The sequence below is a fragment of the Saccharospirillum alexandrii genome (assembly GCF_004000275.1).
Taxonomy (GTDB): Bacteria; Pseudomonadota; Gammaproteobacteria; order Pseudomonadales; family Natronospirillaceae; genus Saccharospirillum; species Saccharospirillum alexandrii.
In genome coordinates, this window is the sequence record NZ_RCIP01000017.1 from 1 (window position 1) to 770 (window position 770).

General features: G+C 56.8%; 1 protein-coding gene. It reads right to left on the reverse strand.

Annotated features, from left to right (window positions below; translation table 11 throughout):
- A partial coding sequence (locus EP166_RS21055; protein ID WP_220432676.1) for an elongation factor Tu occupies window positions 1-770 on the reverse strand: 770 nt, incomplete at both ends.

A 770-nucleotide genomic window follows, 5' to 3' on the forward strand; every position in this document is an offset into this window, starting at 1 on the left:
ACAACGGTCTTGGTGGTGTCGTGGATACCAATGATTTCCACTTCTTCACCAGACTTGACGATGCCGCGCTCAACACGACCGGTCACAACAGTACCGCGACCAGAGATTGAGAACACGTCTTCAATCGGCATCAGGAACGGCTGGTCAATAGCACGCTCGGGCTGCGGAATGTAGTCATCCAGGGCTTCTACCAGCTTCTTAACAGCCGTAGTACCCATTTCGTTGTCGTCTTTGCCTTCCAGCGCCATCAGCGCAGAACCGATAACGATCGGCGTGTCATCGCCCGGGAAGTCGTACATGGACAGCAGGTCACGCACTTCCATCTCAACCAGTTCCAGCAACTCTTCGTCGTCGACCATATCGGCCTTGTTCAGGAACACAACGATGAAGGGTACGCCAACCTGACGAGACAGCAGGATGTGCTCACGCGTTTGCGGCATCGGGCCGTCAGCGGCAGAACAGACCAGGATCGCGCCGTCCATCTGAGCAGCACCGGTGATCATGTTCTTCACATAGTCAGCGTGGCCCGGGCAGTCAACGTGCGCGTAGTGGCGGTTCGGTGAATCGTACTCAACGTGAGAGGTGGCGATGGTGATACCACGCTCGCGCTCTTCCGGTGCGTTGTCGATGCCGTCAAACGCAACTGAGGCGCCTGTGCCCCATACTTCGTGGCAGACGCGCGTCAGCGCAGCAGTCAAAGTAGTTTTACCGTGGTCAACGTGACCGATGGTGCCGACGTTTACGTGCGGCTTGGTACGTTCAAAAGTAGC